Origin of the sequence: Nocardia sp. NPDC059236, assembly GCF_042754085.1 — a bacterium.
Classification (GTDB): Bacteria; Actinomycetota; Actinomycetes; order Mycobacteriales; family Mycobacteriaceae; genus Nocardia.
Genome location: NZ_JBHZAF010000014.1, coordinates 161,120 through 185,593 on the forward strand (window position 1 = coordinate 161,120; position 24,474 = coordinate 185,593).

30 protein-coding genes are annotated in these 24,474 nt (G+C 66.3%); 6 read left to right on the forward strand and 24 right to left on the reverse strand.

Annotated elements, in window-relative coordinates; translation table 11 throughout:
- Nucleotides 1-17: 17 nt before the first annotated feature.
- Genes ACFXIV_RS31765 through ACFXIV_RS31780 form a run of 4 tightly spaced genes read right to left on the reverse strand, consistent with a single transcriptional unit; the run spans nucleotide 18 to nucleotide 3,767 of the window.
- Complete coding sequence (locus tag ACFXIV_RS31765) at nucleotides 18-515, reverse strand: YbaB/EbfC family nucleoid-associated protein (protein WP_379394519.1); 498 nt, start codon at nucleotides 513-515, stop codon at nucleotides 18-20.
- Nucleotides 512-955 (reverse strand): hypothetical protein, encoded by a 444-nt coding sequence (locus ACFXIV_RS31770; protein WP_379394517.1) that lies wholly within the window; start codon nucleotides 953-955, stop codon nucleotides 512-514. Before ACFXIV_RS31770 ends, ACFXIV_RS31765 begins: the two co-directional genes overlap by 4 nt.
- Nucleotides 952-1,740 carry an ESX secretion-associated protein EspG gene (locus tag ACFXIV_RS31775; RefSeq protein ID WP_379394515.1) on the reverse strand — a complete coding sequence of 263 codons (789 nt, stop codon included), beginning with the start codon at nucleotides 1,738-1,740 and terminating at the stop codon, nucleotides 952-954. The genes ACFXIV_RS31770 and ACFXIV_RS31775 overlap by 4 nt, the downstream gene beginning before the upstream one ends.
- A complete protein-coding gene (locus ACFXIV_RS31780) occupies nucleotides 1,737-3,767 on the reverse strand; it encodes a hypothetical protein (protein WP_379421368.1) in 2,031 nt (676 codons plus the stop codon). Before ACFXIV_RS31780 ends, ACFXIV_RS31775 begins: the two co-directional genes overlap by 4 nt.
- Nucleotides 3,768-3,924: 157 nt before the next feature.
- On the opposite strand from ACFXIV_RS31780, the gene dtd reads away from it, so the two are divergent.
- Entirely contained in the window at nucleotides 3,925-4,368 is a 444-nt protein-coding gene (dtd, locus tag ACFXIV_RS31785) for a D-aminoacyl-tRNA deacylase (protein ID WP_379394511.1), read from the forward strand.
- Between the two features lie 36 nt (nucleotides 4,369-4,404).
- Nucleotides 4,405-5,004, forward strand: coding sequence for an AAA family ATPase (locus ACFXIV_RS31790; RefSeq protein WP_379394509.1), 600 nt, complete (start codon nucleotides 4,405-4,407; stop codon nucleotides 5,002-5,004).
- Between the two features lie 9 nt (nucleotides 5,005-5,013).
- On the opposite strand, the gene ACFXIV_RS31795 is transcribed toward ACFXIV_RS31790, so the two are convergent.
- From ACFXIV_RS31795 to ACFXIV_RS31850, 12 genes are all read right to left on the reverse strand, one after another.
- Nucleotides 5,014-5,832 carry an SDR family NAD(P)-dependent oxidoreductase gene (locus tag ACFXIV_RS31795; RefSeq protein ID WP_379394507.1) on the reverse strand — a complete coding sequence of 273 codons (819 nt, stop codon included), beginning with the start codon at nucleotides 5,830-5,832 and terminating at the stop codon, nucleotides 5,014-5,016.
- Between the two features lie 52 nt (nucleotides 5,833-5,884).
- Nucleotides 5,885-6,298, reverse strand: coding sequence for a nuclear transport factor 2 family protein (locus ACFXIV_RS31800; RefSeq protein WP_379394505.1), 414 nt, complete (start codon nucleotides 6,296-6,298; stop codon nucleotides 5,885-5,887).
- A gap of 263 nt (nucleotides 6,299-6,561) precedes the next feature.
- Complete coding sequence (gene map, locus ACFXIV_RS31805) at nucleotides 6,562-7,362, reverse strand: type I methionyl aminopeptidase (protein ID WP_354830504.1); 801 nt, start codon at nucleotides 7,360-7,362, stop codon at nucleotides 6,562-6,564.
- Nucleotides 7,363-7,908: an adenylate kinase gene (locus ACFXIV_RS31810; protein ID WP_356996993.1), complete on the reverse strand. Its 546-nt coding sequence runs from the start codon at nucleotides 7,906-7,908 to the stop codon at nucleotides 7,363-7,365.
- Nucleotides 7,905-9,227, reverse strand: coding sequence for a preprotein translocase subunit SecY (gene secY / locus ACFXIV_RS31815; protein ID WP_379394503.1), 1,323 nt, complete (start codon nucleotides 9,225-9,227; stop codon nucleotides 7,905-7,907). The genes ACFXIV_RS31810 and secY overlap by 4 nt, the downstream gene beginning before the upstream one ends.
- A 168-nt stretch (nucleotides 9,228-9,395) precedes the next feature.
- A complete protein-coding gene (gene rplO / locus ACFXIV_RS31820; RefSeq protein WP_379394501.1) occupies nucleotides 9,396-9,839 on the reverse strand; it encodes a 50S ribosomal protein L15 in 444 nt (147 codons plus the stop codon).
- On the reverse strand, nucleotides 9,836-10,021 hold the full coding sequence (rpmD, locus tag ACFXIV_RS31825) for a 50S ribosomal protein L30 (RefSeq protein WP_364605587.1): 186 nt from the start codon (nucleotides 10,019-10,021) through the stop codon (nucleotides 9,836-9,838). Before rpmD ends, rplO begins: the two co-directional genes overlap by 4 nt.
- A 1-nt stretch (nucleotide 10,022) precedes the next feature.
- Nucleotides 10,023-10,667: a 30S ribosomal protein S5 gene (gene rpsE, locus ACFXIV_RS31830; protein ID WP_379394499.1), complete on the reverse strand. Its 645-nt coding sequence runs from the start codon at nucleotides 10,665-10,667 to the stop codon at nucleotides 10,023-10,025.
- Nucleotides 10,668-10,698: 31 nt separating this feature from the next.
- A complete protein-coding gene (rplR, locus tag ACFXIV_RS31835; protein ID WP_040855278.1) occupies nucleotides 10,699-11,106 on the reverse strand; it encodes a 50S ribosomal protein L18 in 408 nt (135 codons plus the stop codon).
- 3 nt (nucleotides 11,107-11,109) lie between these two features.
- Nucleotides 11,110-11,649 (reverse strand): 50S ribosomal protein L6, encoded by a 540-nt coding sequence (rplF, locus tag ACFXIV_RS31840; RefSeq protein WP_379394497.1) that lies wholly within the window; start codon nucleotides 11,647-11,649, stop codon nucleotides 11,110-11,112.
- Nucleotides 11,650-11,663: 14 nt separating this feature from the next.
- Nucleotides 11,664-12,062 carry a 30S ribosomal protein S8 gene (gene rpsH, locus ACFXIV_RS31845; protein WP_364605592.1) on the reverse strand — a complete coding sequence of 133 codons (399 nt, stop codon included), beginning with the start codon at nucleotides 12,060-12,062 and terminating at the stop codon, nucleotides 11,664-11,666.
- A 263-nt stretch (nucleotides 12,063-12,325) separates the two neighbouring features.
- The gene (locus ACFXIV_RS31850) at nucleotides 12,326-13,102 is read right to left on the reverse strand and encodes a hypothetical protein (protein ID WP_379394495.1); all 777 of its coding nucleotides are present in this window, start codon (nucleotides 13,100-13,102) and stop codon (nucleotides 12,326-12,328) included.
- Nucleotides 13,103-13,274: 172 nt separating this feature from the next.
- Between ACFXIV_RS31850 and ACFXIV_RS31855 the strand changes: the two genes are divergently transcribed.
- Nucleotides 13,275-14,084: an alpha/beta fold hydrolase gene (locus ACFXIV_RS31855; protein WP_379394493.1), complete on the forward strand. Its 810-nt coding sequence runs from the start codon at nucleotides 13,275-13,277 to the stop codon at nucleotides 14,082-14,084.
- Here ACFXIV_RS31855 and ACFXIV_RS31860 read toward each other — a convergent pair whose 3' ends face one another.
- Nucleotides 14,085-14,819 (reverse strand): helix-turn-helix transcriptional regulator, encoded by a 735-nt coding sequence (locus tag ACFXIV_RS31860; RefSeq protein ID WP_379394491.1) that lies wholly within the window; start codon nucleotides 14,817-14,819, stop codon nucleotides 14,085-14,087.
- Nucleotides 14,820-15,081: 262 nt separating this feature from the next.
- Here ACFXIV_RS31860 and ACFXIV_RS31865 point away from each other — a divergent pair, with 262 nt between their 5' ends.
- A complete protein-coding gene (locus tag ACFXIV_RS31865; RefSeq protein ID WP_379394489.1) occupies nucleotides 15,082-15,627 on the forward strand; it encodes a type II toxin-antitoxin system VapC family toxin in 546 nt (181 codons plus the stop codon).
- Nucleotides 15,628-15,752: 125 nt separating this feature from the next.
- On the opposite strand, the gene ACFXIV_RS31870 is transcribed toward ACFXIV_RS31865, so the two are convergent.
- The 4 genes from ACFXIV_RS31870 to rplN are packed head-to-tail and all read right to left on the reverse strand — an operon-like array spanning nucleotide 15,753 to nucleotide 17,195.
- The gene (locus tag ACFXIV_RS31870) at nucleotides 15,753-15,938 is read right to left on the reverse strand and encodes a type Z 30S ribosomal protein S14 (protein WP_029923637.1); all 186 of its coding nucleotides are present in this window, start codon (nucleotides 15,936-15,938) and stop codon (nucleotides 15,753-15,755) included.
- Nucleotides 15,939-15,941: 3 nt separating this feature from the next.
- Nucleotides 15,942-16,508 (reverse strand): 50S ribosomal protein L5, encoded by a 567-nt coding sequence (rplE, locus tag ACFXIV_RS31875; RefSeq protein WP_354830525.1) that lies wholly within the window; start codon nucleotides 16,506-16,508, stop codon nucleotides 15,942-15,944.
- A gap of 1 nt (nucleotide 16,509) precedes the next feature.
- A complete protein-coding gene (gene rplX / locus ACFXIV_RS31880; protein ID WP_040804283.1) occupies nucleotides 16,510-16,824 on the reverse strand; it encodes a 50S ribosomal protein L24 in 315 nt (104 codons plus the stop codon).
- Between the two features lie 2 nt (nucleotides 16,825-16,826).
- Complete coding sequence (rplN, locus tag ACFXIV_RS31885) at nucleotides 16,827-17,195, reverse strand: 50S ribosomal protein L14 (protein WP_033090674.1); 369 nt, start codon at nucleotides 17,193-17,195, stop codon at nucleotides 16,827-16,829.
- A 345-nt stretch (nucleotides 17,196-17,540) separates the two neighbouring features.
- Between rplN and ACFXIV_RS31890 the strand changes: the two genes are divergently transcribed.
- Complete coding sequence (locus ACFXIV_RS31890; protein ID WP_379394487.1) at nucleotides 17,541-19,580, forward strand: M13 family metallopeptidase; 2,040 nt, start codon at nucleotides 17,541-17,543, stop codon at nucleotides 19,578-19,580.
- A gap of 78 nt (nucleotides 19,581-19,658) precedes the next feature.
- The gene (locus ACFXIV_RS31895) at nucleotides 19,659-21,713 is read left to right on the forward strand and encodes a M13 family metallopeptidase (RefSeq protein WP_379394485.1); all 2,055 of its coding nucleotides are present in this window, start codon (nucleotides 19,659-19,661) and stop codon (nucleotides 21,711-21,713) included.
- A gap of 30 nt (nucleotides 21,714-21,743) precedes the next feature.
- On the opposite strand, the gene ACFXIV_RS31900 is transcribed toward ACFXIV_RS31895, so the two are convergent.
- From ACFXIV_RS31900 to ACFXIV_RS31910, 3 genes are read right to left on the reverse strand one after another with little or no spacing between them, the layout of a single operon-like run.
- Nucleotides 21,744-22,079, reverse strand: coding sequence for an MmcQ/YjbR family DNA-binding protein (locus ACFXIV_RS31900; protein WP_379394483.1), 336 nt, complete (start codon nucleotides 22,077-22,079; stop codon nucleotides 21,744-21,746).
- Between the two features lie 35 nt (nucleotides 22,080-22,114).
- On the reverse strand, nucleotides 22,115-23,479 hold the full coding sequence (locus ACFXIV_RS31905) for a SagB family peptide dehydrogenase (RefSeq protein ID WP_379394481.1): 1,365 nt from the start codon (nucleotides 23,477-23,479) through the stop codon (nucleotides 22,115-22,117).
- Complete coding sequence (locus tag ACFXIV_RS31910; RefSeq protein WP_379394479.1) at nucleotides 23,476-24,465, reverse strand: ABC transporter substrate-binding protein; 990 nt, start codon at nucleotides 24,463-24,465, stop codon at nucleotides 23,476-23,478. Before ACFXIV_RS31910 ends, ACFXIV_RS31905 begins: the two co-directional genes overlap by 4 nt.
- Nucleotides 24,466-24,474 lie beyond the last annotated feature (9 nt).

Here is a 24,474-nt window from a genome sequence, read left to right on the forward strand (position 1 = left end):
CGCCCGGCGCGGTCGTATCACCATCCGGAATCGGTGGCCCCGCCCCGTCGCGGCTGCGCCGCATCGCTATTCGCGTTCGAAGCCTGGTAGCCGCCCAGGCGCTCCGCGGACTTCGGCGGCGCGGTCGACACCACTGGCGGCTCCGGAATCGCGAGTTCCTTGCTCAGATCGGGCATGCCGGGCACCAGGTCGGCGAGGGTGGGCAGACGCTTGCGGTTCTGCGAGACCGGCGCCATGATGTCGCGGCCGCGGCGGGCCACCTCGGCGGCCGCCTGCTGGGCGGCGTCGGTGACCGCGCGGGCGATCTCCGGGTAGTCGAGATCCTCGATGTCGGAGGAGAATTTGGTCTCGATCACGGTGCCGTCGGCGTTCACCGTGACCGTCACCCGCTTGCGGACCGTGACCGAGGCGGTCAGCGCCGCGCGCTCACGCTGCAGTTGGGTGATGAGGCGCATCTGCTCGCCGAAGCCGTCGAGGATCTCGGCCAGCTCGGCCTTCTGGCGTTCGTTGCTCATTGCGCGGCCTGCTGGAAGCCCTCGCGGTTGGCCTCTTCGGTCGCCTCCAGCTTGTCGGCCGAATCCTTCTGCGACTTCGAAAAATTCGCGAAGGTCCCGGCCATATTGGTCGCGCCCTCGAGAATGTTCTTCTTGCTGGCCAGGTAGCCCTGGTCGCCATTCGCGAACTGGTTGCCGAGCGAATCATTGCCCCACGGCGTGCCGAGCGCGTCCGCCTGAGCGCCGAAGTTGTTCACCACGCCGTTGATGCCATCGCGGACGTCGCCAGTGCGCTGCGACGCCGTGATCAGCAAATCATGGTAGGACTCCAACCGACTGCCGCTCATGATGTCGACCTTGGCAGCCCAGGGCAACCAGACCGTGGCCGGAATGTTAACGGACAGTGCCGATTCGAGCGCGAGGGCACGAGCCGCGGCTACCGCGCCCTCCCCCTCGATCACATCTCGTCCTCGCCCCGCCATTCCATCTGCTGCAGTATGCGATCGATGCAGCCGCCGAGATACTCGGCGAACCGTTGCCCATCGACGCCGACGGCAATGGGGGTCTCGGGATCCAGGTCGATCAGGTAGCGACCGTCGTCCGGCAGATCCCGCCACAGCAGGGTCGACAACGTCATCCCGCGCGGGCCGTATTTCGATCGGCCCTGCACCACGCGGACGGCTCCGGTCAACTCGGCCGGCGTGGAAAGGAATGCGAGACTGCGCGATTCGAGTGTTTCCTCGAAGGTGTCGAAGGCTCCGGACTGCGGGCTGGCGTACGGATCCGGCTCGGACGCCTCCTTCACGATCGAGACCGCGGGCCGCCAGCCCGCCTCGCGATGCGGCAGTTGCGCAATGAGCACCGCGGGCATGAGCTCCGGTTCGCACTCGAGCATTGTGATATTCCCGCTGTGTTCGAGCGTTTCCCCGGGCTCCTGCTTGATCACGAAGGCCCGTCGACCGCGCCGTGCGGCGTGCAACCGCATGCGGCGGGCCGGATTGTCGAAATCGTCGTCCACCCAGGCGTGTACGCCGACCCACACCTCCGGACGTACGACCACCTCGAACCCCACACCGAAGTCCTGGCCGAGCTCGGCATCGAGCTTGGCGCGAGTCACCGCGAGTTCGCGCTCGTAGTCGTTGGCGAGCATGGTGCGACTGGTGTAGACCAAGGGCGAGGGCATCCGACCGTCACCGAAGCGGTTGCACAACACCTTGAATTCGAGGTCGGTGAACTCCCATTTCACGACTCGATCACCGGCGCATGCGCCTCGAGGGTGTGTGCCAGCGAATCGACGAAGTCCACCGGCGCGGGTTCGGCCCCGGCGGTCACGCCCTCGGTCATCACCGCCGCGGCGGGTGCGGCCGCCACACCCAGAACGGGTTGGGCGAGTTCACCATCCAAGCCCGCACGGCTGAACAGGTTGGTGAACGACGGCTCCTCCGGCGCGAACGGCAACGCGCCCGGCGCCAAGGGCAGCACGCCACCCGGTGTCAACGGCGGCACGCCACCCGGAATCGACGGCGTCGCCACCACTTGCCCGGAGGCGGGGGCGATCGCCGCGCCACCGGCGGGCGTGGTATCGCCCGGCAGCGCGGCGGCGGGCTGCGCGGTGTCCGTCGGCAGACCGAGCAATTGCTTCAGCTCGTTCAGCTTGTCCGGCGACCCCTCGAGCGCGGTGAGCGCATTGGTCACCGTGTCCTGCGGAACCCCCAGCGCCTCCGCCAGTTTGGCGATATCACCGGTGCCGAGCGCGGATTGCAGCTGCTGCAGCGTCGTGCCCAGGGACGACAGACCCTGCAGGCCGGTCGAGCCCGCACTCGCCAGCGAGCTCAGCATGCCGGCGATCGACGACAGCCCGTCCTGCCCGGAACTGCCGCCGCTCGAGGTGTTGGACGCCTGCGGCACGGACGTGACGGGGACACCGGAATTCGGATTCGTGCCGGATGGGTTGGCGCCGTTGGGATTCTGCCCGCTGGGGTTGGTGCCGTTCGGATTCGACCCGGCCGGGTTGGCGGCATGCGGGTCGGGCGTGTTCTGCAGAGGCGGAATGTTCGGGGGCTTGTACTGGCTGCCGGTGTTGGCACCACCGGTATTGGCACCGCCGGTGTTGACACCACCAGCATTGGCACCGCCAGTGTTGGCACCGCCAGTGTTGGCACCGCCGGTGTTGTCTTTGCCGCCGTTGTCTCCGCCGGTGTTGTCTTTGCCGCCGTTGTCTTTGCCGCCGTTATCTTTGCCGCCGTTGTCCTTACCGCCGTTGTCCTTACCGCCCTTGTCATCGCTGGGCTTCTGCGGTGGCAGCATCGTCGGGGAGCAGATCACCGGCAGCGTCGCCGCGGTGTCCTGCAAGGGATCGTGGTAGGTCTGCTGCCACTCGTCGCGGTAGTCACCCATCTGACTCCGGCAGTGCGGGGGCTCTTTCGGCGTCTGCGGCATGCACTCCGCCGTGCATTTCATCCAGTTCGCCGTGTAGTTCAGCAGTTCGCCGGTGGTTTTGACCACGTCGGCAATAGCGCCGAGATCGGTGACATATGTCTTCACCGCGTTCTGAGCGGCTTGCACGCCGCCGGTGTCGTTGGGACTCGACCACGACCCGCTGAGCCCCACGATGTTGTTGTGGAAGTCGCTGGCGTGGCGCTCGATCTGATCCCCGACCCACTTCCACATATCCCCGGCGCTGGCGTAGGGACCGGGCTTCATGGCCTGACCGAGGTCGTAGAGGTCCTTCCAGCCGAGCCACTCCTTGTGCTCGATGCTGACGTCGACCCCCTGCTTGGCCTTCCCCGTATCCTTCTTGAACTTGTTCAGATCGTCGGGGAGGTCGGTGTCGTCATCGACATCGTCGGCGCTCTTCTTGCCCGGCGGCTTCAAGCCCAGGTCGCGGGCCGTCGTCGGCATCGGCGTGTTCTGGTACCGGAAATTGTCGGCCGAAGCATGGTCGGCAGACAGATAGGCACGGCCGGCCGCCTCGAAGGTCTTACCCATGTCGGTGAGGATGGCCACGTGCGTGTCGAGGACGTCGAACAGCGTCTTACCGGCGGCATTGAACGCGTTGGTCATCAGACCGCCCGAGGTCAGCGTGCCGATCTTCTCGAGCGACTCGAGACCCGCCCCGCCCGCTTGCTGCTTCAGATAAAGGAACAGATCGATCATGCCGGCGACGTACTGCGCGCCCTGCTCTGCGGAACCCGGATCGTATTTCAGGGCCCCGGTATCGGCCTGACTCCTGAGTCCCGGCCAGGCTGTCTTGTCTTTGTTATCGTCTGCCATCGGTAACTACTGTCGCTCCGCCCAGTTTTCCGCTATCCGTGCCAGCACAGCCTACTGTCGTGAACTCCCGATGGCGCACAAGGAAATTCGGGGCATGTGTGGCTGCTCGAGGATAGCCCCGCGGGCGCGAACGGGCAGTCTGAGAAGATCGACAGTCATGCGGGTACTGGTGCAGCGGGTGACATCGGCGCAGGTGAGCGTGGACGGCGAGGTCGTCGGGCGGATCGATCCCGCCGCGCACGGCGCGCCCCAGGGATTGGTGGCGCTGGTCGGGGTTACCCACTCCGATACCGAGAGCACCGCGAAAACGCTGGCCGACAAACTGTTCCGACTACGGATTCTGGACGGGGAACGCTCCGCCGCCGATCTGTCCGCGCCCATCCTGGTGATCAGTCAGTTCACCCTCTACGCCGATACCACCAAGGGCCGTCGCCCCTCGTGGAACGCCGCCGCTCCCGGGCCGGTCGCGGAACCGCTGGTGGACACCTTCGCCGCCGCCCTGCGCGCACTCGGTGCGACGGTCGCCACCGGACGGTTCGGGGCGCATATGCATGTCGAGCTCGTCAACGACGGCCCCGTCACCATCCTGCTCGAAAGCTGACCAGGGACAACAACGCCTGCGGCTAGGGTGGCGGGCATGCTGCTGTGGATCAATGGGCCCTTCGGCGGAGGGAAGACGCACACCGCGTTCGAGTTGCATCGGCGGTTGCCCGGGAGTGTGGTGTGCGATCCCGAGGAGGTCGGATTCGGGCTGCACCGGGTCATCCCCAAGGAGTTTCGGCCCGACTTCCAGGATCTACCGGCCTGGCGACAGGGCGTCTTCGAGACACTCGATCTGGTGTTGAGCAAGCACGGCGGGCCGGTGATCGCGCCGATGACGGTGGTCGAGCCGGTCTACTTCGCGGAAACAGTCGGGCGGTTGCGCGAAAAGGGTCACGACGTACGGCATTTCGCGCTCATGGCGCGTCCGGAGACGGTGGTGCGGCGGCTGCGGGAACGGGCGCTGGGCGGGCTGCGGCACGAGAGCTTCGCCATCGACCGGGTGGATCATTGCCTGAATGCCCTGGCCCGACCGGAATTCGCCGAACACATCCACACCGACGAGCTCTCGCTGCGTGAGGTCGCCGACCACATCGCCGCCGCCTCCGGCCTTACCCCGACCCCGAACACCGACAGCAGACTGCTCACCGAGCTACGGCGGATCCTGGTGGGGGTCAGGCATATTCGACTGTTCTGAACCCAGCTGTCAGCGGACCCACTTCGAAGTCAGGCCCGCGACGATGGAACCGTCGAGGTCCGAGAGGCTGTCGGCGACGAAGGCTCGAGCGAAGTCCGAAGTCTGCCAGCGGAAGACGACCGGGTAGGCAATGAGGGCGGACAGGACCACCTCGGCGACCTGGTCGGCGGTTTGGGCGGTGCTGTAGGCGCCGCGGGTGCGGTTGATGTAGGCCTGGAGCGCGGGGGCGTAGGGACCGGCGGCGTCGATGGCGGCGGGGATGTCGAGTCGCGCGTTGTTGACGAATTCCGTTGTCACCGCTCCGGGTTCGATGACACTCACCCCGACGCCGACCGTGGCGGCCACCGGCTCCAGGCTCTGCATGAACCCCTCGACCGCGAATTTCGCCGCGCAGTACGCCTCGTTGAACGGCTGGCCGACCGCGCCGCCGACGCTCGTCACCGTCACCACGCGGCCCTTCGACGCGCGCAGATGCGGCATGGCAACCTTGGTCACCTCCACCACTCCGAAGTAGTTGACTTCCATGGCCCGGCGGATGTCCGCCATCGGCAGGTGCTCCAGGGTGCCGAGCACCGAGATGCCCGCATTGTTGACCAGGGCGTCCAGCCGGCCGTAGTCGGCGACCACGCCCGCCAGGCACTCGGCGATGGAGGCGGGGTCGGTGACATCCAGGCGGCGCACGTCGGCCCCGGTTTCCTGGACCCGCCCGGCCTTGTCCAGATTGCGCAGTGTCGCCACGGTCCTGTACCCCGCCCGCACCGCCGCGGCGGCGACCGCCAGCCCGATCCCGCTGGAGGTCCCGGTGATGAGAACAACCCTGTCGGCCATCACTCCATCGAAGCAGAACCCGCCCCGGGTCCCCGCCGCCACGCCCGGCGGATCAAGACGTGGGCGTGAGCAGCTTCAGGACCCGCTCCACCAGGGCCGTGTCGCAGTGCTCCACCACCTCGGTGATCAGGCCGTCCGCCATGGTGAACAGCAAGCAGTAGGTCTGGTGGTAAGGCTCGCCGGCGAGAGTGGTGGCGTAGCCGCGGGCCTGGACCACCACTCGGTCGCCGTCGGCCAGGATCAGATCCGCCTCCATGCGGTAGGCGTCGGCGAACTGGCCCATGAGGGGACGCAGGAGACCCTGTACCACAGCGGTTTTCGGCCCCCAGGTGCCCGACCAGGACCACGATCCGGGAAAGGTCCAGCGGCAATCGTCGGCCATCGCGTCGGTCAGGGCGCGACCGTTGCCCAGGGCCAGCTGCTCGAAGACGGCCCGGATGAGTTCTCGGTTGTCCGTGTTGCTCATACGGTCGACGCTACGAGCGGTGCGGGCATGCGAACAGCGAGAATCCCGCATACCAGGTATCACGAACTCGCATAGGCCGGAGGCGGAAACCACCTGCGGCAGATCCGCTTCGGTCAGATCGATTGCGGAAACCATTGGCAGACTTCGCGAATCGGTCATCTCGAGGGAACCATCGGGGGATACCGGCTGACAGAGCGGGCCGGAAACGACCGCACCCGCCTCAGCCGGGCTGAAGCGGGTGCGGGAAAAGCGGTGCGCGGAGCCTACTCCGGGCGCAGGGTCAGGATGCGCGGGCCGTTCTCGGTGACCGCGACCGTGTGCTCCCAGTGGGCGGCTCTGGTGCCGTCGTCGGTGACGACGGTCCAGTTGTCGTCCAGCTCATGGGTTTCCGTGGTGCCGAGGGTGAGCATGGGCTCGATGGCGAGGACGGAGCCGACGCGGAGTTCGGGGCCCTTGCCGGGTGCGCCCTCGTTGGGCAGGAACGGGTCCATGTGCATTTCGCGACCGATGGCGTGGCCACCGTAACCGGAGACGATGCCGTACTTGCGGTCGTGCAGCTTCTCGGCGGCGTAGGTGCCCTGCTCGATGGCGTGCGAGACGTCCGAGAGCCGGTTGCCCGGGAGCATGGCGGCGATGCCGGCCTCCATGGACAGCCGGGTCGCCTCGCTGAGCAGGCGGTCCGCCTCGATGATGGTGCCGACGCCGAAGGTCCACGCCGAATCGCCGTGCCAGCCCTCGAGGATGGCGCCGCAGTCGATGGACACCAGGTCGCCCTCGGCGAGGACCTCGTCCTTGGACGGGATGCCGTGCACCACTCGGTCGTTCACCGACGAGCAGATGGAACCCGGGAAACCGTGGTAGCCCTTGAAGGACGGGATCGCCCCGGCCTCACGGATGACCTGCTCGGCCACCTCGTCCAGCTCCCAGGTGGAGACACCGGGCGCGGCGGCGGCTCGCACCGCCACCAGCGCCCGGCCGACGATAGCGCCGGCCGCCGCCATGGCGTCCAGTTCACCGGCGGTGCGGAAGGGCACCACCCGCTTGCTCTTGCGTCCGAAGACCATTCAGCGACCCAGGGCCTTCAGCGCCCGTTCGTTGACCTCGGCGACGTCGCCGACACCCTCGACCGAGACGACCTGCCCGTCGTAGTGCTCCAGCAGCGGCTCGGTCTCCTCGCGGTAGACGCGCATGCGGTTGCGGATGACCTCTTCGGTGTCGTCGCCGCGGCCGCGGGCCAGCATGCGCTCGACCACCACGTCCTCGTCGACCACGAAGGAGATGACGGCGTCGAGCTCCTTGCCGGCCTCCTTGAGCATCTTCTCCAGCGCCTCGGCCTGATCCACGGTGCGCGGGTAGCCGTCCAGGATGAAGCCGTTGACGGCGTCCGGCTCGGCGATGCGCGCCTCGACCATGCGGTTGGTCACGTCCGACGGGACCAGGTTGCCGGCGTCCAGGTACTGCTGCGCCTCGCGGCCCAGCGGAGTCTGCTCCGCGATATTCGTGCGGAAGAGGTTCCCGGTGGAGATGTGCGGAACACCGAGCTTTTCCGACAACAGTTCGGCCTGGGTGCCTTTACCGGCACCGGGCGGTCCGAGCAGTACGAGTCTCACTTCAGGAACCCTTCGTAGTTTCGGTTCATCAACTGGCTCTCGATCTGTTTCACGGTATCGAGGCCGACGCTCACAATGATCAGCACGGAGGTACCACCGAACGGCAGGCTGGACACGCCTCCACCTGCGGAGCCGATGCCCAGCAGCAGGTTCGGTAGCACAGCAACAGCGCCGAGGTAGAGCGAGCCGGGCAGGGTGATCCGGCTCAGGACGAAGTTCAGGTAATCGGCGGTCGGCCTGCCCGGGCGGTAGCCGGGGATGAAGCCGCCGAACTTCTTCATCTCGTCCGCGCGCTCCTCCGGATTGAAGGTGATCGCGACATAGAAGTAGGTGAAGAACACGATCAGGGCGAAGTAGATCGCCACGTAGACCGGGTTACTCGGGTTGACCAGGTACTTCTGGATCAGCTCCTGCCACTTGGCAGGGTTACCGGAACTCTTCTGGGTCAACTGCGCCAACAGGTTCGGCAGATACAGCAGCGAGGAGGCGAAGATGACCGGGATGACACCCGCCTGGTTCACCTTCAACGGCAGATAGGTCGAGGACCCGCCGTACATCTTCCGGCCGACCACGCGCTTGGCGTACTGCACCGGAATCCGGCGCTGGCCCTGCTCGACGAAGATGACGCCGACGATGACCACGAATGCGGCGAAACCGACCAGAATGGTGGTGAGCAGGCCACGGCTGTCGTAGATCTGCTTGCCCTGCGACGGAACTCGCGCCGCGATACCCGCAAAGATCAACAGCGACATGCCGTTACCGATGCCGCGCTCGGTGATCTGCTCGCCGAACCACATGACCAGGGCCGCGCCCGCGGTCATGACCAGCACGATGATGATCATGCCGAAGATCGAGGTGTCGTCCAGGATGTCCTTCTGGCAGCCACGCAGCAGCTGACCGCGGGAGGCGAGCGCGACCAGACCGGTCGACTGCAGCACGGCCAACGCGATCGACAGATACCGCGTGTACTGGGTCATCTTGTTCTGACCCGACTGGCCTTCTTTGCGCAGTTCCTCGAACCGCGGGATGACGACGGTCAACAGCTGGATGATGATGCTCGCCGTGATGTACGGCATGATGCCGATCGCGAACACGGACAGCTGCAGCAACGCGCCGCCGGAGAAGAGGTTGATCAGCTGGTAGATACCGGCGTCATTGCCGCCGTTGACCAGGTTGATGCATTCCTGAACGTTCTTGTAACTGACGCCCGGCGAGGGCAGCGACGCACCGAGCCGGTAGAGCGCGATCAGTCCCAGCGTGAAGAGAATCTTCCGCCGTAAGTCCGGGGTCCGGAAAGCCGACACGAAGGCGGAAAGCACAGATCCTCCTGGCTAACGACATGGGTCAGGCCACGGATTCAGCGATGGGCTGGTTTAGCCGAAAAACGCCGAGAACCATGACGGTGTTGGCAGACAACACTTGAACTCTAACAGCGGCACCGGGCGAGCTCGCGACTCGCCCGGTGCCATTGCTATTTCAGGTTACCGTCAGGCCAGCTCGGTGGCAGTGCCACCCGCCGCAGTGATCTTCTCCTTGGCGGCGCCGGAGAACTTGTCGGCCGAGACCTGAACGGCCACAGCGATTTCGCCCTCGCCGAGCACCTTCACGAGCTCGTTCTTGCGAACGAGGCCGTTGGCGACCAGCTCGGCCTTGCCGATGGTGCCGCCCTCGGGGAACACGCGGGCGATGTCACCGACGTTCACGACCTGGTACTCGGTGCGGAACGGGTTGGTGAAGCCCTTGAGCTTGGGCAGACGCATGTGAATCGGCATCTGACCGCCCTCGAAGCGGACCGGGACATTCTTGCGGGCCTTCGTACCCTTGGTACCGCGGCCCGCGGTCTTGCCCTTCGAGCCCTCACCGCGACCCACACGGGTCTTCTCGGTCTTGGCACCGGGGGCAGGACGCAGGTGGTGCAACTTGATGGTCATGCGGAAACCTCCTCAACAACAACGAGGTGGCGCACGACGTTGATCAGGCCGCGGTTCTGCGAGTTGTCCTCGCGCACCACGGTCTGACGGATACCGCGCAGCCCGAGGGTGCGCAGCGACTCCCGCTGGTTCGCCTTGGCGCCGATGCTGGACTTGATCTGGGTGACTTTCAGCTGTGCCATATCAGGCTCCCTGTCCCGCACGCGCACGCAGCATGCCCGCCGGAGCCACGTCCTCGATCGGCAGACCGCGGCGCGCGGCAACCTCTTCGGGACGCTGCAGCATCTTGAGGGCAGCAACGGTGGCATGCACAACGTTGATGGCGTTGTCGCTACCGAGCGACTTGGCCAGAACATCATGGATACCGGCACATTCGAGCACGGCACGGCACGCGCCACCGGCGATCACACCGGTACCGGGCGAAGCCGGACGCAGCATGACGACACCGGCAGCCGCCTCACCCTGAACCGGGTGGGTGACGGTGGAGCCGATCATCGGAACGCGGAAGAAGTTCTTGCGAGCCTCTTCGACACCCTTCTGGATGGCCGCAGGAACTTCCTTGGCCTTGCCGTAGCCGACGCCGACGAGACCGTTGCCGTCACCGACGATCACGAGGGCGGTGAAGCTGAAGCGACGACCACCCTTCACGACCTTGGAGACGCGGTTGATCGCGACGACGCGCTCGAGCTGGTTCTTCTCGGCGGCACTGTCGCGACGGTCGCTACCGCCGCGGCGGTCGCGACCGCCACCGCGCTGATCGCGGTTGTCGCTGCCACCATTCTGTCCGGCGGGACCGTTTCCGCCGTCGCGCCGCTGACGTCCCGGCATCAGACGTTCCTTCCGTTCGCAGTGTTGATCATCAGAACTTCAGCCCACCTTCACGGGCGGCGTCAGCGAGAGCCGCGATACGGCCGTGGTAGTCGTGACCACCACGGTCGAACACGACCGCCTCGACACCGGCAGCCTTGGCGCGGGCGGCGATCAGCTCGCCGACCTTGGCGCCCTTGGCGGACTTGTCACCCTCGAGAGCACGCACATCGGCCTCGATGGTCGACGCGGCGGCAATGGTCTTGCCGGCGGAGTCGTCGATCAGCTGGGCGTGGATGTGGCGCGAGGAGCGGTTGACCACCAGGCGCGGACGCGCGGTGGTGCCGACGACCTTCTTGCGCAGACGGAAGTGACGACGCGTCTTGGACAGGCGGCGCGCGGTCGAGGCGTCCTTGCCGATCGGCTTGCGAGCGGCCTTCTGCTTTTCGGTTTGTGCCATGGCTTACTTACCCGTCTTTCCGACCTTGCGGCGAACGACCTCGCCGGCGTAGCGGATGCCCTTGCCCTTGTACGGATCGGGCTTACGCAGGCCGTGGATCACCGCGGCGATCTGGCCGACCTTCTGCTTGTCGATGCCGGACACCGAGAACTTGGTCGGGGACTCCACCACGAAGGTGATGCCCTCGGGCGCGTCGACCGGAACCGGGTGGCTGTAGCCCAGGGCGAACTCGAGGTTCGAGCCCTTGGCCTGCACGCGGTAACCGACGCCGAAGATTTCCATCTTCTTCTCGTAGCCCTGCGTCACACCCACGATCATGTTGCTGATCAGGGTGCGGGTCAGACCGTGCAGGGAGCGGTTCTGGCGCTCGTCGTTGGGACGAACCACCTCCAGCTCACCGGACTCGGCCTTGGCGACGGTGATCGGCTCGGCGACCACGTGCGAGAGGGTGCCCTTGGAACCCTTCACCGTGATGCTCTGGCCGTCGATCGTCACCTCGACGCCGGCGGGAACCGGGATCGGCTTCTTACCGATACGCGACATTGTTCCTACCTCCCTTACCAGACGTAGGCGAGGACTTCGCCGCCCACGCCCTGCTGCTTGGCCTGACGGTCAGTGAGCAGACCCGAGGACGTGGAGATGATCGCCACGCCCAGGCCGCCGAGCACCTTGGGCAGGTTGGTGGACTTCGCGTAGACCCGGAGGCCCGGCTTCGACACGCGGCGCACACCCTGCAGGGAACGCTCACGGCTCGGGCCGTACTTCAGGTCGACGATCAGGGTCTTGCCGACGGTCGCATCTTCGGTGCGGAAGTCGGCGATGTAGCCCTCACGCTTGAGGATCTCGGCGATGTTCGCCTTGAGCTTCGAGTGCGGAGCCTTCACCTGATCGTGGTACGCCGAGTTGGCGTTGCGCAGACGGGTCAGAAAGTCTGCGATCGGATCAGTCATGGTCATGTGTTTGACCGGTACCTTCCTGCCGCGGTTCCCATTCAGCACCGTCTGAGATCGGCGGTCGTGGGCCTACGACAATTCGGGGCGGTCCAGCCGGGAACGCCCGACTGGAGAAAACGCTTGCGCCCGGAGCAAAAAGCCGCGCACGCGAGGCGCGTGCGGACACAGGTGTGCCCGAGCAACCGGTCTAGTGTAGACAAGGGCTGATCAGCGGCCAAATCGAGGCCCCCGTCACACCCGCCGGCGCCCGTACCCGACGCCGCAGATCAGTGGGCTGCGCCGAGGCAGAGGGCCCGGGGGATGTCTCCGGGGCGTTCGTAGGAGTAGGTGGCGATGGAGCCCTTGATGTGGTCGCACATGGACTTGTCGAGGAGCGAGGCCAGGAGTTTGTATTCGGCGTCGGGGCCGGCGCAGGGGGTCAGTTCGACATCGTTGGCGCCCGACTTCCGCAGGCAGTCGCCTTCCTTGGCGTTGTCGACGGTGCGGGTCGCGTCGGAATCCTTTGCGATCAGGCAGAAGACGATGCCGGTGCCGAATGCTCCGATACCCTTCTTGGCCTTCAGCAGGTAGCTGTAGGTGGTCTGGGTGCCGGGGACGTTCTTGCAGGCCATGTCGGTCATGAACTCGGACCCGTCGGGGCGGGCCAGGACGCGGTAGACGGCCGTGCGGTCGCCGCAGTCCACCTTCTGCACCGTGCTGCCGCCGGTGTCGGTGAGGCAGTCGCCCTTCTGGGCCGCGTTCGCGGCGTGTGCCGGGTCGGCGCCCTTGATGCCCACGCAGATGGAGCCGCTTCCCTTGTCGGTGTAGACGTATTCGGTGCCCGCGACGTCCACGCAGCGGTCGTGGGTCTTGCCGGTGCCGGCTCGGTCGAGCACGACGAATCCGGCGTCCGACGAAGAGCAGGAGACCTTGTCGAAACCGTCGTCGCCGGCCTTCTTCAGGCAATCGCCCTGCTGGACGGCGCTCGCGGAACCGCCGATCAGACCGCACCCGCTCGTGAACAATGCCAACAGCAGCGCCGAAACGGCCACCACCCAACGCATTCGGAATCCTCCCCCGATTCAAACCGTCGATCACGACGAATCGCCACCGTAGCGTTCTGCGGCTACGACCACCAATCGCCGAACGCCGCTCCACCCCGCCCGGCCGGGTGGAGTGCGGTTAATCTGACGATTCAGCATGCGAATTCGATGAAATGGCAAGGGAGTTGGGCCGGTGCCCTACGTGACCACCGACGACGGAACCAAGGTCCACTATCTGGACACCGAGACCGACGGGCCGGCGCTGCTGCTGGGGCACGGGTTCTTCATGGACGCCGAGATGTGGCGGCCGCAGCTGGACGCGCTGGCCGACCGGTATCGGGTGATCGCGGTGGATGCGCGCGGGCACGGCGGGACCGAGGATGCCGGGAATCCGTTCACCTATTGGGATCTCGCCTGGGATGCGTGGAAGGTCGTGGATGCGCTCGGCCTGGATCGCCCTGTCCTCGGCGGACTCTCGCAGGGTGGATTCACCGCGTTGCGGATGGCGCTGCTGCAGCCGGCGCGCACGCGCGGGCTTGTACTGATCGGCACCACCGCGGCCGCCTACACCGAGCAGGAACGGGAGGGCTACGAGCGGGTCATCGTCAAGAGCTGGGTCGGGGGCGCGGTGCCGATCGACGACATCGCGCTGCCGATGGCCGCGGTGATGATCGGGGGCGACCGGGATCGGCATCAGCGGCCGTGGGTGGAGAAGTGGCGGGCGAGTGACCGCGGGCGGCTCGCGCAGGCCGCGCGCTGCCTCATCGATCGCGAGGCCATCACGGAGTTGCTCCCGGAGATCACGGTGCCCGCGCTGCTGCTCCGTGGCATCGGCGACCAGGCCTTCAACCATGGGCACCTGCAGAGTCTCGCAACAGGATTGGGTGGTCCGACACGGATGCGGACGATTTCTGCCGACACGGTCACCCATATCTGCAACCTCACCCATCCCGAGCTGGTGAATCCCGAGATCAGCGAATTCCTGGACGGCCTGCCCGCCTGATCAGTCTCCGTCGCCGGCCGGGAAGCCGATGGCCAGCCAGCCCGAGGCGGCCGGAATCACCGATTCCCGTACCACAGTCATGGTCCCGGTGGCCGGCGACCAGATCCGACGGGTGCTCTCGGGCCGCCGGACATAAACGGCGCCCGATGCCCAGAGCCGGCGAAAGTCGCCATGGCTCGCCAGGAGTTCCCGGATGATCTCGGCGGTGATACCGGCTTCGGGGGCGACGGCGGAGTAGTGGCGCAGCAGGCCCACGACGACCGTGGCCTCGAATTGCCAACCGGGCAGCACCAATTTGGCGCGCGGATCGCCGAACAGCCAGTGCGGCATGGATCTTGCCTCGGCCAGCCCCGGCATCAGCCGGCGATAGCGATCGTTCGCGGCGGCGACGCCCCAATTCACCACCCAGGCCGCCGGAATCGAGGTGAGCTGGTCGAGCAGCGTCGCCACGTCCTGGGCCGAGGCGGCCTCACCGAGGGTGAACCCGGGCCGCCCGCCCAGCGCCCGCAGGTGCTCTCGCTCGTGTTCGTCGTCGCAGACCGCGTCGGCGAGGGCGGACAGCGCCCGATCTCCGACACTGACCTTGTCGCCCTGCTCGAGCTTCTGCACGGTGCCGAGGCCGAGGTGCGCGTGCTGCGCGAACTCCCGCTGCGTCCACCCACGCCGCAGCCGCAGTTGCTTCACGAACGCAGCCAGCGTCGGCATCTCGACCTCGGTCTCATCGCCCAACTGCATCTGTGAACCCTTTGCACCGGTGAGAGACTCGACTCCCCCGGATTGGGGGTAGAGCGCCCGAGGCTACCACCAGGTTGGGACAGCCCATGATCTTGCTGGAGCAATCGCCGCATTGGAAAGATTGGTTCCCGGCGATGCTCTGGCCGCACTTTGGAGGGGACGGTCAGGTTTCGCCCTCATTCGAACCACCGGCGGCTGCAGGGGACCGGCACCGTAGCGAGAATCGCGGGGGTCAGGAGATTGAGCCGGGTGCCGAGATCCATTGGGTGGGCTGACCGGTCACCTCGGCGACGGTTTCGAAATCACGGTCGCAGTGGAGGATGGTCAGGTTCTGGGCTGCGGCGGGTCACCGCGACCAGGAGGTCGGCGACGCCTGCGCTGCGCCTCGATGATTGATCCGACATCAGCCGGACAGTTCCCCGAAGGACTGTTGGATACGCGCGTTCTCATCGACGTATATCTCATCGAGGATTCCAAGCTGCCTGTGCGACCGCGGATCAGTACGGTGACCCTGGCCGAACTCGGTTTGGGGATAGCTCTCGCGACCACACCTCGAGCACTGGCCCTGCAAACGGAGCGTCTACTAGCGATCGAACACGGCTTCGACGCGCTGCCGTTCTGCACCGCGTCCGCTCGACGGTTCACCTCAATGGCGAAACTCGTTGTCGCATCAGGCCGTAGCTCAAAACCCCGCAAAATGGATTTGATGATCGCGGCCATCGCCTCGGCGAATGACCTGCCTCTGTTCACCCGCAATGCCGACGATTTCAAAGGATTGGAACCGCTGCTGACCGTCGTACCGGTGTAGGTGGCGATGGAGCCGGAAGCGTTGCCCAAGCAACGTTGGCGCGAAGAACGCCGAAGGCCCCCGCCGAGTCGGAACTCGGTGGGGGCCTTCGGGTTCGGTATTACCAGGTCACCAGGACCGGCAAGTCACCAGGACGACTTGTGGACGCCCGGGAGTTCGCCGCGGTGGGCCATCTCACGCAGGCACACGCGGCACAGGCCGAACTTGCGGTAGACGGCGTGCGGGCGGCCGCAGCGCTGGCAGCGGGTGTAGGCGCGCACCGCGAACTTCGGCTTGGCGTTGGCCTTGTTGATCAGAGCCTTCTTAGCCATGGATCAGTTCTCCTTGAACGGGAAGCCGAGGTGCTTGAGCAGGGCCCGGCCTTCTTCGTTGTTGGTGGCGGTGGTCACCACGGTGATGTCCATACCACGCGGACGGTCGATCTTGTCGACGTCGATCTCGTGGAACATGGACTGCTCGGAGAGACCGAAGGTGTAGTTGCCGTTGCCGTCGAACTGCTTCGGCGACAGACCGCGGAAGTCGCGGATACGCGGCAGCGCGATCGAGATCAGACGGTCCAGGAACTCCCACATCCGGTCGCCGCGCAGGGTGACCTTCGCACCGATCGGCATGCCCTCACGCAGCTTGAACTGCGCGATGGACTTGGTCGCCTTGCGGATCTCGGGCTTCTGGCCGGTGATCAGGGTGAGGTCGGCGACCGCACCGTTGATCAGCTTGGCGTCACGGGCGGCGTCGCCGACACCCATGTTGACGACGACCTTCACCACGCCCGGGATCTGCATCACGTTGGCGTAGTTGAACTCGTTGTTCAGGGCCGGCTTGATTTCCTCGCGGTAGCGGGTCTTCAGGCGCGGCTGCACCTTGTTCTCAGTAGAAGTCATCTCAGATGTCCTTCCCGTTGCGACGGGAGATGCGGACCCGCTTGCCGTTCTCATCGGTGCGGTAGCCCACGCGGGTCGGCTTGCCGTCGGAGTCGACGACCATCACGTTGGAGGCCTGGATCGGCGCTTCCTGGGTGACGATGCCGCCCGAGCTGGCGCCACGCTGGTTCGCGGAGTTCGCGACGTGCTTCTTGATGCGGTTCACGCCCTCGACGAGGACCTTGCCGGTCGCCGGGTAGGCCTGGATGACCTTGCCCTTGGCGCCCTTGTCCTTGCCCGAGATCACGATGACCGTGTCGCCCTTGTGCACCTTCATGGTTACAGCACCTCCGGGGCCAGCGAGACGATCTTCATGAAGCGCTTCTCACGCAGCTCACGGCCGACCGGGCCGAAGATGCGGGTGCCACGCGGATCGTTGTCCGCCTTGATCAGCACCGCAGCGTTCTCGTCGAACTTGATGTACGAGCCATCCGGGCGACGACGCTCCTTGACGGTGCGCACGACGACGGCCTTGACGACCTCGCCCTTCTTGACGTTGCCGCCGGGGATGGCGTCCTTGACAGTGGCGACGATGATGTCACCGATGCCGGCATAGCGGCGCGACGAACCACCGAGAACGCGGATGCAGAGGATCTCCTTGGCACCCGTGTTGTCGGCGACGCGCAGCCGCGACTCCTGCTGAATCACTTCAGCTCCTCCTAGACCTGGACGATATGCACGCCGGATTGCCGACCCGACGGGCATGGTCAGTTGCCCTTCAGCTGAGCCAATGGCCCGCTCCGCGGGTACGCGGGGCAGCGCCTGCCAGCGGTTTTTCACCGAACAGGAGAACAACCACTGTGGGTTCGCGGCCGAAGTGCGGGCATAGCTCCCGCAGGCAACCGGAACAGTTTAGCGAAGACCCTGTTCAGGGTGAAATCGGGGGCGGAGCAGATGGCTCGGCGCGGATTCAGATTTTCCTCAGTCGGGTCAACTAGCGTCGGCGCGAGCAACGTCCGAGCTGTTCCGATCATCCGGTAGAGGAGATTCGCGTTGTCCGAGCGCCCCATCGCTCTCGACCGCCGTACGTTCCTGATCGCCCTGGGCCTGGCGCCCGCAGTGGCCGTATTGCCCGCCTGCTCCCCGGACTCCCAGTCGTCGAAACCGCCGACGGGCTCGGACATGTCCGGGTCGGATCCGACGGTGCGGCCGCAGGACGATCTGTACCGGTTCGTCAACGGGAAGTGGCTGCAGGAGTATCAGCTGCCGCCGGACAAGTCGTCGTTCGGGACCTTCGACGACGTGCAGGAGCGGGTCCAGGGGCAGCTGAGGGAGATCATCGAGGGGATCCGCGATCCCAAGGCCGGGTCGGACGAGCAGAAGATCCGCGACCTCTACGACGCGCGGATGAACCTGGACGAGATCGAGACGCTCGGCATGACGCCGCTGCAGGATCTGTTCGATCAGATCGACAAGGCGGCGACCAAACCGGATCTCGCGCATGTGATGGGCGGATTCACCAATGTGGGTCTCATCGGCCTGAGCGTGGGCCCGGACCCGAAGAACTCCAATGCCTATCTGCCCTCGGTCGAGCAGTCCGGGCTCGGTATGGGCGAGCAGTACTACCGCAAGCCCGAATACGCCGCCCGGCTCGCCGCGTACCGGACGTTCATGCAGCGCCTCGCCGCCGGAGCCGGGTTCCCGGACCCGACCGCGCTGGCCGACCGGGTGGTGGACCTGGAGACCCGCATCGCCGGATTCCATTGGGACAATGTCAGAACCCGCGATACCGACGCGACCTACAACCTGATGACCTGGACCGAGCTGACCACGCTGGGACCGCAATTCGACTGGGACCCTTGGCTTTCGGGGAGCACAGACCGGCCGAAGACCATGTTCGACAAGGTCGATGTCGCTGAGCCGTCGTTCATGACCGGCGCGGGGCAGCTGTGGGCCGACGTCGACCTCGCCGCCTGGCGCGAGTACCTGAAGCTGAGCCTGGTGCGCGCGTACGCGCCCTATCTGCCCAAGGCGATCGCCGACGCCAATTTCGATTTCATGGGCAAGGTGGTCAAGGGGCTGCGGGAACAGCCGGAGCAGTGGCGGCGGGCCGTGGAAACGGTCAACGACGCCGTGGGCGAAGCGCTCGGAAAGCAGTACGTGGACAAGCATTTCCCGGCCGAGGCAAAGAAGCGGGCACTCGAGATGGTCGACGATCTGCGCGCGGCGTACCGGGACAACTTCCAGAATTCGACGTGGATGTCGCCACCCACCCGGGACGCGGCCATCGCGAAACTCGGGAAGATCAATGCCAAGATCGGCTACCCGGACAAGTGGGAGGATTACTCCAAACTCACGGTCACCAGGGGCAGGCTGGTCGAATCCCTGCGCGCCTCGGACGCTTTCGAGGCGAAGCGGATGTTCGATCGGCTGGGGACGCCGGTGGACAAGTCGGAATGGATCATGCCGCCGCAGACGGTGAACGCCTACTACAACCCCAGCGGCAATGAAATCGTGTTCCCCGCGGCCTTTCTGCAGCCGCCGTTCTTCGATCCGGATGCCCAGCCCGCGGTGAACTACGGTGCGGGCGGTGCGGTGATCGGGCACGAGATCGGCCACGGGTTCGACGATCAGGGCTCCAAGTACGACGGGGACGGCAATCTGAAGGATTGGTGGACACCGGAGGACAAGGCGGCCTTCGCAGCCAAGACCAATCAGCTGATCGCGCAGTACAACGCGCTGGTGCCGGCGGGCCTGCCGCCCGATCAGCACGTCAACGGCGAGCTCACGGTCGGCGAGAATCTGGCGGATCTGCGGGGACTCGAGATTTCCCTGTCGGCCTATCGGATGGCCGAGAAGCGCAAGGGGACGGATACTCCCGACTATCGGCCGATGTTCGAATCCTGGGGCCGGACCTGGCGCACCAAGATGACCACCGAGGCGCTGCAGAGTCAGATCGCGTCCGATCCGCACTCCCCGGCCGAATTCCGGTGCAATCAGGTGGTTCGGAATCTGGGCGAGTTCTACAGCACCTATCACCTGAAGGACGGCGACAAGGAATACCTGCCGCCGGACCAGCGCGTCACCCTCTGAGAATCCGACAACCCGCGCGAGGCCGCCGTCCCCGGTAGCCTCGCGTCGGTATCGCAGCTTCGGGGAGAGGTAGTGCCTGTGAGTTCGTCGGATCGTCCGGCCGGTATGGACCGTCGTCGTTTTCTGATCGCGCTCGGTCTCGCGCCGGCCGTCGCCACGCTGGCGGCGTGTAGCAGCGATACGAAGAACACGGTCACCTCGACCCAGCTCACCGGCCCCGACATGTCCGGGTCGGACGCGACGGTGCGGCCGCAGGACGACCTGTACCGGTTCGTCAACGGCAAGTGGCTGCAGGAGTACCAGCTGCCGGCGGACAAGGTGTCGTTCGGGACCTTCGACGATGTCGCGGATCGGGTCCAGGGCCAGCTGCGCGAGATCATCGAGGACATCAAGGATCCCAAGCCGGACACACCCGAGCAGCAGATCCGCGATCTGTACGACGCCCGGATGGATGTCGACACCATCGAGCAGCTGGGCCTCACGCCGCTCGCCGACATGTTCGCCGACATCGACAAGGCCGCGGGCAAGCCGGAGCTGGCCAAGGTGATGGGCGCGCTGCCGATCGGCGGGCTGATCGGGCTGGGCGTCTCGGTGGATCGGAAGAACTCCAGCGCGTACATCGCCTCGGTCGGTCAGTCCGGAATCGGCTTGAGCGAGCAGTACTATCGCAAGCCCGAATACGCCGACAAGCTGGCCGGCTACAAGGCCTATCTGGAGAAGATCGCGACCGGGGCCGGATTCCCGGACCCGGTGGCCATGGCGGGCCGGGTACTGGATCTGGAGAAGCGGATCGCGGCCGGATTCTGGGACAACATCAAACTGCACGACACCGAGGCCAGCTACAACAGGATGTCGTGGACTGACATGGTGGCGCTGGCGCCGCAATTCGATTGGGATCCCTGGCTTTCCGGGAATACCGATCGGCCCAAGAGCCTGTTCGCGACGGTAATCGTCGGCGAGCCTTCGTTCGTCACGGCGGCGGGGCAGCTGTGGCACGACGTGGATATCGCGGTGTGGCGGGACTACTTGAAACTGGCGCTGGTGCGGGAGTTCGCCCGGTTCCTGCCGAAGACGCTCTCCGACGCCAACTTCGAATTCTTCGGCACCGTGATGAGCGGGCAGCAGCAGCGGCCGGAGCGGTGGAAGTCGGCGGTCGGCACCGTCGACAGCACGGTGGGCGAGCAGCTCGGAAAGCTGTACGTGGCCAAGCATTTCCCGCCCGAGGCCAAGAATCGGGCGATGGACATGGTGGCCGACCTGGTCGCGGCCTACCGGGACAACTTCACCAATTCGACGTGGATGTCGCAGCCCACCCGGGACGCCGCGCTGGTCAAGCTGGGCAAGATGGGCGTGAAGATCGGTTATCCGGACAAGTGGGAGGACTACACCGGGCTGAAGATCACCCGCGGCCAGCTCATTCAATCCCTGCGCGCCGCCAATGTTTTCGGCGCCAAGAAGATGTTCGACAAGCTGGACAAGCCGGTCGACAAGACCGAGTGGGGTATGACGCCGCAGACGGTGAACGCCTACTACCAGCCGGTCAACAATGAAATCGTGTTCCCCGCAGCCTTTTTGCAGCCGCCGTTCTTCGACCCGAAGGCCGAGGCGGCGGTCAACTACGGCGCGGGCGGCGCGGTCATCGGTCACGAGATCGGCCACGGCTTCGACGATCAGGGCTCCAAGTACGACGCCGACGGCAACCTGAAGGACTGGTGGACCGCCGAGGACCGGGCGAAGTTCGACGCCCGCACCAAGAAGCTCGTCGACCAGTACAACGGCCTGGTCCCCCCGGGTCTCGACCCCGCGCACCACGTCGACGGCACCCTCACCCTCAGCGAGAACGTGGCCGACAACCGCGGCCTGCAGATGGCCTTCGCCGCCTATCGCATCAATCAGAAGCGCGCCGGCGTCGAGAACCCCGACTATCAGCCCATGCTCGAATCCTGGGGCCGCAACTGGCGGTCCAAGCAGACCCCGCAGTACACCGAGAATCTGCTCGCCAACGACTCCCACTCGCCCGACGAGTTCCGCGCCAACCAGGTGGTCCGCAACCAGGCCGAGTACCACGCGGCCTTCACGACCAAGGACGGCGACAAACTCTTCCTGGCCGAGGACCAGCGCGTCACCTTCTGACCCACCCCGATCGCGGCGGGATCCGGTCGTTCAGGCCGGATCCAGCAGTTCCCGGGGTGCGGCCAGACGCCAGGAGTCGGTGACGATGGCCGTCAGTTCGTCGTGGTCGTCCAGGGCGGCGAGTCGGACCCGCACCCACGCGTTCCCGGCCTCGTGCGGGGCGATCCAGAATTTCTCCGGCTCGGCCTGCACCAGTTCGTCCCGATCCACGATGGGGCACCGGACCGCCATGGAGGCCTCGTTCTCGGGCAGGGTCAGGAACAATTTCCCGGCCACCCGGAATGTGGGCATCTGCCATTCGAACTGCTCGGTGGTGCGCGCCAGCGCGAGCGCCACCGCCCGCACCTGATCCCCGGTCGCCGTCATGATCTCGATGCTCCCAGCCCCGTATGACACCCGGACTAGCGGTCCCCGGCCGGGGTGCCGAGGATCATGCTGCCCACATTGCATTCCTCCAGTTCGTCGGCACCGGTGGCGGCGGTGAAGGCGGCGGTGTCGGAGAAGCCCTGGGCCACCGCGCCGAGGTTCATGGCGGTGGCGGTGAGGTAGAGGGTCTGCATGAGGACCCCGACGTGTTTGAGGATATTGGCGTAGGCGACCGACTCGTAGGACCACATGACCCGGCCTGCTCGAGCCGAGATCAGCAGCAGCAGTTGGGGTTCGGCGGCGTTGGCGAGGGTGGCCGTGGTGGTGCGCAGGAGTCGCTGGACCGCGGGGGATTCGGCGGGGGCGACGGGGCGCAGGGCATGCTCGAAGGAGTCGTAGTGGTACATGCCGGGGGCCAGGCCCTCGACAGTGCGGACCACCGGATACAGCTCCAGTTCGTGGACGCTGCCGCCGGAAGGGTAAGGACGGGAAGGGAGTTCGCTGCCATCCCGGGTGGACTCCACCGAGCGGGTGCGGGCACTGCGGTAGAGCAGTTCGGCCAGCTGGGCGATGGTGATCGGCCGGGCGTCGTCGAAGGACCGGCAGGAGCGACGGTCCTCGAGGACGGCGGTGAGGGCCGGGTCGGTGGCGCGGAGGGTGGCGAGGTCCGGCGCCGGGAGCGCGATCGGGGCGCCCGGGTAGGGCGCGCGCTGCGCCGGGCGTTGCGGGAATTCGTCCTTCGCCCATGCCGTGGGGCCGAAGTTGTCCCAGGTGACGGTGCGGGAGCCGAGGGTGCTGCGCCGGTGGAACCAGAGGTCGGGGGCGCTCCAGCTGCGGGTGGTGAAGTCGCGGTCCTCGGCGGTGGGGTCGGCGGTGAAGCCGCCCCAGCGCAGGTCGGCGGTGATGCGGGCCGAAAGGGACTCGGGCAGGCCGAGTTCGGTGGGATCGGCGCCGGCGGCGAGGGCCAGCAGGCGGGGGTCGTGGACGCGGAGGTCGCACCACGAGGTGGGGTGTTCCAGGACCAGGCCGTCCGGATCACGGTGGATGACAGTGAATTTCGAGAGGACCGTGCGCGACCCGCCTCCTGCGCTCGGACGGGCGGGCGGGGTGGTGAAGGGGCGCAGGGTGTAGAGGTCCCGGTCGCCGTCGCGTACGGTGATCTCCAGCCAGCCCGCCCCGGCGAGCCGGTCGAGAAGGGTTGCCACCGAGTCGGATTCGGACGCGAGCTCGCTCGTCGTCGCCGGACCCTGATTGAGGGTCTTCAGCGCCTGGCTCTGGGCCGGGGTCAGCCCGGTCAGCTTCTCGTTGTGCGGCGGGTTCAACAGGACCGCGCCGCCGGGGACGGTCAGGCAGGTGACGCCGGGGCGGAGGGCGTAGCGGATGTCGTCGGTGCGGATCATTTGGCGGCGTTGGCGAGAGCCGGTTCGAGCTTGTCGAGCAGGTAGGGCAGGGCCAGCGGGGTGGGCTGGTTGATGGCGCTGATCTCCTGGACGGTGAGGAAGACCGCCGAGTTCTTCTCGACCGAGGGCAGCGCGCCGAATCCCGGCAGGCCGCGGTACTTCTCGTCCATGCCTGGCGAGTAGCCGGCCAGCAGCAGGTCGGAGTCGAGTTCGTCGAGGCGTTCGGGCGAGAGGGCCAGGCGGCCGCCGGAGCCGCCCTGGTCCACCAGGTGCTGCGGGATGGTCATGCCGAGCTGGGTGAACAGGCGGCTGGACCCGTCCTTGGGGTCGGTGAGCACCATGAGCTGCGACGGCCCGGCCAGCCAGGAGCTGATGAAGGTCTTGTTCTTCAGGCCCGGATTGCGTTGCGCGATACCGTCGATGCGGCCGTTCAGGTCGGCGACGAGCTTGTCGGCGGCGTCGGTCTTGTGCAGCACCCGGCCGAGCGCGCGTACCTGGTCGGCCCAGGGCGTGACGGCCTCCTCGGTGAGCCCGGGCAGGGTGGGCGCGACCTTGGACAGGTCGCCGTAGGTCTTGGCGTCGGCGATGAACGGATCGGCCAGGATCAGGTCCGGGTTCAGCGCGGCCACCTGTTCGGCGAGGTTGCCGGTGGTCTGCAGTGCGGTGGACTTTGCCAGCGCGGCCGGTTCCCACGGCGGTGCGCCCTTGCTGAGCACCGCGATGTTGTCGATGTAGCCGACCGGGGTGACGCCGAGCGCCTGCGCGGTGTCGAGCCACTGATTGCCCAGCGCCACGATGCGGGACGGGGTCCCGTTCACGGTGGTCTGCCCGAGGGCGTGGGTGATGGTGACCGGTTCGCCGCCGCCGGCGGCAGAGTCGTCGGACTTCGATCCGCAGGCCGCGACGGCGAGCACGCTCACCACGGCCGCAATGGCGGCTCGCGCGGTGATCGATCGCCCGCTACGCGCGGTGAACGCCGACTTCATCGTGACTCT

Bases quoted from the DNA above. Each gene is read 5' to 3' on its own strand.
- ACFXIV_RS31765 (WP_379394519.1), bottom strand. From the start codon at position 515: ATGAGCAACGAACGCCAGAAGGCCGAGCTGGCCGAGATCCTCGACGGC.
- ACFXIV_RS31780 (WP_379421368.1), bottom strand. From the start codon at position 3,767: ATGGCAGACGATAACAAAGACAAGACAGCCTGGCCGGGACTCAGGAGT.
- dtd (WP_379394511.1), top strand. From the start codon at position 3,925: ATGCGGGTACTGGTGCAGCGGGTGACATCGGCGCAGGTGAGCGTGGAC.
- ACFXIV_RS31790 (WP_379394509.1), top strand. From the start codon at position 4,405: ATGCTGCTGTGGATCAATGGGCCCTTCGGCGGAGGGAAGACGCACACC.
- ACFXIV_RS31795 (WP_379394507.1), bottom strand. From the start codon at position 5,832: ATGGCCGACAGGGTTGTTCTCATCACCGGGACCTCCAGCGGGATCGGG.
- ACFXIV_RS31800 (WP_379394505.1), bottom strand. From the start codon at position 6,298: ATGAGCAACACGGACAACCGAGAACTCATCCGGGCCGTCTTCGAGCAG.
- map (WP_354830504.1), bottom strand. From the start codon at position 7,362: ATGGTCTTCGGACGCAAGAGCAAGCGGGTGGTGCCCTTCCGCACCGCC.
- rplO (WP_379394501.1), bottom strand. From the start codon at position 9,839: ATGACCATCAAGTTGCACCACCTGCGTCCTGCCCCCGGTGCCAAGACC.
- rpmD (WP_364605587.1), bottom strand. From the start codon at position 10,021: ATGGCACAGCTGAAAGTCACCCAGATCAAGTCCAGCATCGGCGCCAAG.
- rpsE (WP_379394499.1), bottom strand. From the start codon at position 10,667: ATGCCGGGACGTCAGCGGCGCGACGGCGGAAACGGTCCCGCCGGACAG.
- rplR (WP_040855278.1), bottom strand. From the start codon at position 11,106: ATGGCACAAACCGAAAAGCAGAAGGCCGCTCGCAAGCCGATCGGCAAG.
- rplF (WP_379394497.1), bottom strand. From the start codon at position 11,649: ATGTCGCGTATCGGTAAGAAGCCGATCCCGGTTCCCGCCGGCGTCGAG.
- rpsH (WP_364605592.1), bottom strand. From the start codon at position 12,062: ATGACCATGACTGATCCGATCGCAGACTTTCTGACCCGTCTGCGCAAC.
- ACFXIV_RS31850 (WP_379394495.1), bottom strand. From the start codon at position 13,102: ATGCGTTGGGTGGTGGCCGTTTCGGCGCTGCTGTTGGCATTGTTCACG.
- ACFXIV_RS31860 (WP_379394491.1), bottom strand. From the start codon at position 14,819: ATGCAGTTGGGCGATGAGACCGAGGTCGAGATGCCGACGCTGGCTGCG.
- ACFXIV_RS31870 (WP_029923637.1), bottom strand. From the start codon at position 15,938: ATGGCTAAGAAGGCTCTGATCAACAAGGCCAACGCCAAGCCGAAGTTC.
- rplE (WP_354830525.1), bottom strand. From the start codon at position 16,508: ATGACTTCTACTGAGAACAAGGTGCAGCCGCGCCTGAAGACCCGCTAC.
- rplX (WP_040804283.1), bottom strand. From the start codon at position 16,824: ATGAAGGTGCACAAGGGCGACACGGTCATCGTGATCTCGGGCAAGGAC.
- ACFXIV_RS31900 (WP_379394483.1), bottom strand. From the start codon at position 22,079: ATGACGGCGACCGGGGATCAGGTGCGGGCGGTGGCGCTCGCGCTGGCG.
- ACFXIV_RS31905 (WP_379394481.1), bottom strand. From the start codon at position 23,479: ATGATCCGCACCGACGACATCCGCTACGCCCTCCGCCCCGGCGTCACC.
- ACFXIV_RS31910 (WP_379394479.1), bottom strand. From the start codon at position 24,465: ATGAAGTCGGCGTTCACCGCGCGTAGCGGGCGATCGATCACCGCGCGA.